Below are 5,994 nucleotides of genomic sequence, written 5' to 3' on the forward strand. Positions count from 1 at the left end.
AGAGGGCGTAGGGGAGTGCGTCATGCTACGCCTCATGGCCACGAGCAAGCAAGGCGCTGCGCGAGTCGATTACCGCGCCAGCACGTTGCCCCTGAAACGCAGCACCATCTTGCAACCCGGCTGGTTGTCGTGGATTTCCACGTCGGCGTCGTGCACCCGCGCAATCGCCGCCACGAGGCTCAAGCCGAGGCCGTGACCGGCCGGCGCCTGGGCTTGCTGGCTAGGACTGCGATAGAACGGCCGCAGAACCGCCTCGCGTTCGCCCGCTTCAATACCGGGTCCTGAATCGGCCACTTGCAGGACTGGCTCGCCTGCCTCCATCCTCGTTTCGACCGAGATTGAGCCGCCGCCAGGGGTGAATTTCAGCGCGTTATCGAGCAGGTTTTCGATCGCACCGAACAGCAGATCGATATCGCCGCGCACCTGGACGGTTGCGGGCGCGTGCACCGACACCGTCAGACCACGGTCGTCAGCTACCGGCTCGTACAGATCCACGACGTCGCGAATCACGGTGTCGAGCGACACATCGCCAAAGCTCGCGCGTCGGCCGTCGGCTTCGATTTCCGCGATTCGCAGCAGGGCGGTAAAGCGATTGAGCACGACGTCCGATTGCACGATGGCCGCATCGACCGCGCTTTCGTAGTCGTCGACGCTGTTGGAGCGCCGGCGGGCACGTTCGAGACCTGCGCGCAGATGGGTCATCGGCGTGCGCAAGTCGTGTGCGATCCCGGCACACACACCTCTGACTTCGGCAACGAGCCGCTCGATCTCGTCGAGCATCGTGTTGACGATCTCAGCCAGGCGGTCCAGATCGTGATGCGTGCCGCGGGTCGGCAAGCGCCGGTTCAGTTGCCCCGCCATGATCTCGCGTCCAGTCAGGCTGATGGCGCGGATGCGGCGATTGGACATCGCGTTGAGCGCCGCGCCGCATCCCACGGCAAGGATGATCGTGAGCGTCAGGCCGACGCACAGCATTTTCAACAGCGTGTGATCGAAATAGCGGATCTCATCGATCGAGTGTCCGACGACGATGCGCACGCCGCTGACGGTAGGCACGATGATGCCGCGAAAGTGTTCGGTCTCGGTGCGGTCACCCTCGCGCACGATCTGCGGGTAATTGAACGGCTTACCGTCGTGCGCTAGCGGCAGGACGTGGATGTTACCGGCGAGCCACGTGCCGTCGGAATCGAAGACGCCGTAGGGACGGCTGCTCGCCACATCGCGCCGGCTCAGTGCATCGATGTTCGCAATCGCCTCGGCGCGGCCGATGGAATGGAACTCGGCTACTTCGCCAAGCAGGCGCTCATCGACCTCGTGTACGAGGTAGCTGTGGGTCGCCCAGTAAAGCATCGCAAACAGAACGATCGCAGAGGTGATGAACACCGCCAGCAGCCAGCCGACGCTGCTCAGATGCATGCGCGTGCGCCGCTTACTCGCCGGCATGGAGGATATAGCCGACATTGCGCACCGTATGAATCATCACCGAGAGCCGCCCGTTCAGGCTGATCTTGCGGCGTAGCTGACCGATATGCATGTCGATCACGTTGGTCTGGGCGTTGAAATGGTAATTCCACACGGACTCGAACAACATGGCTCGCGTGACCGGCTGTCCGGCGTGCCGCATCATGAATTCGAGCAACTGGTACTCGCGCGGCTTGAGGTCGATCACCTCACCGGCGCGTTCTACCTGATGTGTGCCCATATCGAGCACAAGATCGCCGACGCTCATCGCAGACGGCTCCTTGGGCGATGAACGGCGGCGCAACAGCGCATTCAGGCGCGCGGTGAGCTCAAGACTGTCGAACGGTTTGGTCAGATAGTCGTCGCCGCCGGCGCGCAAACCCCTCACACGCTCATCCACCGCTGACAGCGCGCTCAGGATCAGCACGGGCGTTTCCTTGCCGACATTGCGCAGGGTGGCGAGGATCGACAGGCCGTCGATGTCGGGCAGCATGCGGTCGAGCACGACCGCGTCGAAGTCGCCATCCAGCGCGCGCAGCAGGCCAGTGTGCCCGCTCGCTACGCTATCGGCCGCGAAGCCGTAGTCCTCGAGTGCTGCTGCGACTTCGAGGCGCACACGCTCGTCATCTTCGACGATCAGAATCCGAGGTCTGCGCCCCGCCGGGTAAGAGGCCGATGCGTCACTTTCCAAGAGAACGTTTTTCCGATTGATCGTGTGGCATGAGGGAGGACCGGCGCCTGGACGAAAGGGCCCATCCTAGCGTGGACAGATGAATGCGCAGTGTACGGAAACTTACAAATCTAAGCCCGTGTCCGCGCTTTTTTGTTCGCAGCACAGGTTGTTGGGTATCCGTAATAAGAACTTTAACTTCGTAAGTTACCCATCACTCGGTATTAATGCGCTATCGATAGCATCCCGCCTTGTCTGCTCCACCGCCCCCACCGCTCTATTCAAAAACAAGGATGCATGAATCATGCAACGGGTACGTTCAAAGCTCAGTCAGAAGCCATTGACGCAATTCGTTCTCGCGACGCTCTGCGCCGCCGGAACACAGGTCTCGCATGCCCAGGCAACCGGCGATCTTGGCTCGGTACAAAGCACGGCCGTGTCGTCGTCCGCGAACAGCACGCCTGCTACGACGAATACGGAGTCGGCGCCGGCTCAGGCACCCTCGCAGGGTTCGCTCACGACCACCGAGCCGAAATCGATTATCAGCCAGCACTATATCCAGAACAGCACGGCGCCTACGTCAAACTACAGCGACATCATCCAGATCGCTCCTAGCGTGTCGAACATCGATCCGAGCGGCGCGGGGTTGATGGAATCGCAGAGTCTCTCCATTCGCGGCTTCCAGGACGGTCAGTACAACGTTACATTCGACGGCATCCCGTTTGGCGATTCGAACGATTTCACCCACCACTCGACGTCGTTCTTCTCGAATCAGGTGCTGGGCTCGATCAATATCGACCGTGGTCCGGGCGACGCCTCGCAGATCGGCTTTGCGACCTTCGGTGGCACGATCGGGCTGGACTCGAAAGATCCTTCGCTCACGCCGTCGTTTTCGGTGCTTGGATCGTACGGTAGCTGGAACACGTGGACCGCCGGTGCGGAGATGAATACGGGCGACATCCAGCAATGGGGCGATGCCCGCGCGATGGTCGGCTATACGCAGACCAATAGCGACGGCTACCTGACGGATTCTGCGCAACGTCGCGAGAACGTCTACTTCAAGCTCGAAAAGCCGCTTGGCGACGATACGTTAGTCACCTTTTTCGCCACCTACAACAAGATCCATCAAAACGTGCCGCTTGGCGCAACCGCCCAGCAGATCCAGGACTTTGGTCCGAACTTCGGCCTGAACAACAATCCGGCGAGCCAGGCGTACTACGGCTACAACATCGATCTGATCAATACCGACTTCGAGTACATCGACGTTAAAACGAAGGTCGCCCAATGGGTGATCGATAACAAGGTGTACACATACGGCTACTACCATAACGGCTTTAACGGGCTCGATCCGAACGGCGAAACCCCCAATGGTACGAGCCTCGGGCCGAACGACGTGCCGGGTCAGGAGATGAACAACAATTACCGCGCGTGGGGCGACGTCCTCACCGCCGAACGGAAGATCGGCCCAGGCACGCTGCAACTGGGCGCGTGGATTACGCATCAGTCCAACTTCCGCGACAACTTCAATGTGGACGACTCGCTGAACTACGCGTTCCTGTCGCAGAACTTCACGATGACCGATACGTTGCTGACGTTCGAACCTTATCTGCAGTACGCATTGCAGCTGCCGTATGGTTTGACGGTAACGCCAGGCGTGAAATACGTGTCGTTCAACCGGCAAATCGACTCGCCGATGAATCAGGGCTCAGGCACTCCGGTGGACTTCGGTCATACCTGGTCGAAGGTGTTGCCGTCGCTCACGGTGCATGATCAGATTACCTCGGACTGGAGTGCGTATATCCAGTACGCACAGGGTTTTCTGGCGCCGAACCTGAATGTGTTCTATGTGCAGAGCCCGACGGTTTCTGGCCAGCCCAATCCGGAGCAGACGGATAACTATCAGATCGGCACGACCTACAAGACGAACCGTTTGACCGTTTCAGCGGACCTGTACTACGTCAACTTCCGCAACGCCGTAACGAGCCGCACGGTGGGCGACAACACGATCTTCACCAATGCCGGCGGCGCGGTCTACAAAGGCTTCGAATCGGAAGCGACGTTCTCGCTCGGCTACGGCTTCAGCCTTTACGCCAATCTGACGTTCAACTCGGCCAAGCAGAAGAGCACCGGCGACTGGATGCCGAACGCGCCGCAACAAACCGCCGCGGCGGGCGTGCTGTATGAGCATGGTCCGCTGGCCGGCTCGCTGATCACGAAGTTTGTCGGCCACCAGTTCGGCGACACCGGCGACACCCAGCCGATTGGCGGTTTCACCGTGACCAACTTTTCGGCCGCCTACACGATCAAGAACCTCGCGCCGTGGATGCATGACACGCGTATCGGCTTCCAGATCGACAACCTGTTCAATCGCACCAGTATCGATGCGCTGGCGGGTTTCACCGCTGCCGACAATACCCCGCTGTACTGGACCATCCCGGGCCGTGCATTTATCGGCACCTTGTCCACCGATTTCTAACAGGAGTTTTCCATGACCGTCGACACTCTGCTGCACCTCGCGAACAATTCGGGCGGTGTCCTCTACGTCATCGCTGCCATGCTGTTCGTCGCGTTGACGATCATTATCGAGCGCAGTTGGTTTCTGCAGCGCGCCGCCGGCAATAGCCGCGCGGCGCTCGAACAGATCGACCGGCTCGACCAGTTCAACGCGACGACGCTAGCCGCCTGCGCCGAGCAGTTCGGCTCGTTGCCGACGGCCAAGTTGTTCGCCACTGCCGCCCGTCTTGCCGGGCACGCCTCGCGTGAAGACCTCGACGCGTGCCTCGAAGAAGCGATCATGCGCGAAGCGCCGCGTATCGACCGCTTTCTCTGGGTGCTCGACACGGTGGTCACACTTGCACCGCTGCTCGGGCTGTTCGGCACGATCGTCGGCATGTTCAACGCGTTTCAGGTCCTCTCCAACCCCGGCAACGCGCCGACCCAGGTGACGGGCGGCGTCGCCGAAGCGCTGATTGCGACAGCCTCTGGGCTGTTTGTGGCGATGATCGGTCTTGTGTTTTTTAACGGCTTGCACAATCGCGTGCGGGGCGTTGTGCATCAGCTCGAGACCGTGAAGGCTGCGCTCGTCAACCGCCTGGCTGGAACGTCGCAGGAAGTCTCGAAGGCCGTGCGCGAAGCACCGCGCGCCGTGGTCGGAAAGCTCGCGTCGCAGGGAGTGTGACGATGAAGTATTTCGAAGCGCGCAAGGCTCGCATCGAGATCATTCCGATGATCGACATTATGTTTTTTCTGCTGGTGTTTTTCATCATGATCACGCTGCACATGATTCCGAATGCCGGCTTGCGCACGCAGTTGCCAACGAGCAGCACGACGCAGTCTTTGCCGCCGCCGAAGGTGACCGTCACGCTTGCCACTGACGGCAGCCTTTCGGTCGACGGCCGGACTCTGAGCCCCGCTGAACTGACGGCGATGCTGGCAGCGCGAGCGGATGCGGGCCACACCGTGGTGACGATTGCCGGCTCGAAGCAGGCGCAGATCCAGAAGCTCGTCGCGGTCATGGACGCTTGCCGTGCCGCAGGCGTCTCGCAGATCGCGCTGGCTGCGCAACCCGTGGCGAACTGATATGGCGACTGTCTCCGCCCCTGAGGTTGTGCGGGAACGGCCGCGTCTCGCGTCTGCTGCGGCGTTCGCCTTGCTTGCAGAAGTGTTGCTGCTTGGCGGCGGCGTTGTGCTCCTGACGCATCGCTCGCAGCCGGCGCCCGAACGACCGCCGACGTTGCTGACGCTGACGGCGCCCGCGCCTGCACCTGCCCCGACGCCGCAACCTGTTGCGAAACCGCTGAATCCGCCGAAGCCGGAGGCGCCACCGGTAACGCACCCGGTTGTCCCGCCGCGTCACGTCCAGC

General features: G+C 61.1%; 5 protein-coding genes and 1 pseudogene. 4 read left to right on the forward strand and 2 right to left on the reverse strand.

The window, feature by feature from the left end:
- Positions 1 to 69: 69 nt before the first annotated feature.
- A complete protein-coding gene (locus M0954_RS28745) occupies positions 70 to 1,416 on the reverse strand; it encodes an ATP-binding protein (RefSeq protein WP_166660872.1) in 1,347 nt (448 codons plus the stop codon).
- Between the two features lie 13 nt (positions 1,417 to 1,429).
- Positions 1,430 to 2,152 (reverse strand): response regulator transcription factor, encoded by a 723-nt coding sequence (locus M0954_RS28750; protein WP_122157357.1) that lies wholly within the window; start codon positions 2,150 to 2,152, stop codon positions 1,430 to 1,432.
- A gap of 283 nt (positions 2,153 to 2,435) precedes the next feature.
- Between M0954_RS28750 and M0954_RS28755 the strand changes: the two genes are divergently transcribed.
- From M0954_RS28755 to M0954_RS28770, 4 genes and pseudogenes are all read left to right on the forward strand, one after another.
- Positions 2,436 to 4,607, forward strand: coding sequence for a TonB-dependent receptor (locus M0954_RS28755; RefSeq protein WP_297356883.1), 2,172 nt, complete (start codon positions 2,436 to 2,438; stop codon positions 4,605 to 4,607).
- A gap of 12 nt (positions 4,608 to 4,619) precedes the next feature.
- Positions 4,620 to 5,309, forward strand: coding sequence for a MotA/TolQ/ExbB proton channel family protein (locus M0954_RS28760; protein ID WP_122157355.1), 690 nt, complete (start codon positions 4,620 to 4,622; stop codon positions 5,307 to 5,309).
- A gap of 2 nt (positions 5,310 to 5,311) precedes the next feature.
- On the forward strand, positions 5,312 to 5,710 hold the full coding sequence (locus M0954_RS28765; RefSeq protein WP_122157354.1) for a biopolymer transporter ExbD: 399 nt from the start codon (positions 5,312 to 5,314) through the stop codon (positions 5,708 to 5,710).
- A gap of 1 nt (position 5,711) precedes the next feature.
- Positions 5,712 to 5,994, forward strand: a pseudogene (locus M0954_RS28770) (hypothetical protein); the annotation flags it as partial.

Origin of the sequence: Paraburkholderia sp., from assembly GCF_026225065.1 — a bacterium.
In the GTDB taxonomy this organism is placed as follows: Bacteria; Pseudomonadota; Gammaproteobacteria; order Burkholderiales; family Burkholderiaceae; genus Paraburkholderia.

What these genes read in the sequence shown, in the direction of transcription:
- M0954_RS28745 (WP_166660872.1), bottom strand. Translation starts at nt 1,416, where the DNA reads ATGCATCTGAGCAGCGTCGGCTGGCTGCTGGCGGTGTTCATCACCTCT.
- M0954_RS28755 (WP_297356883.1), top strand. Translation starts at nt 2,436, where the DNA reads ATGCAACGGGTACGTTCAAAGCTCAGTCAGAAGCCATTGACGCAATTC.
- M0954_RS28760 (WP_122157355.1), top strand. Translation starts at nt 4,620, where the DNA reads ATGACCGTCGACACTCTGCTGCACCTCGCGAACAATTCGGGCGGTGTC.
- M0954_RS28765 (WP_122157354.1), top strand. Translation starts at nt 5,312, where the DNA reads ATGAAGTATTTCGAAGCGCGCAAGGCTCGCATCGAGATCATTCCGATG.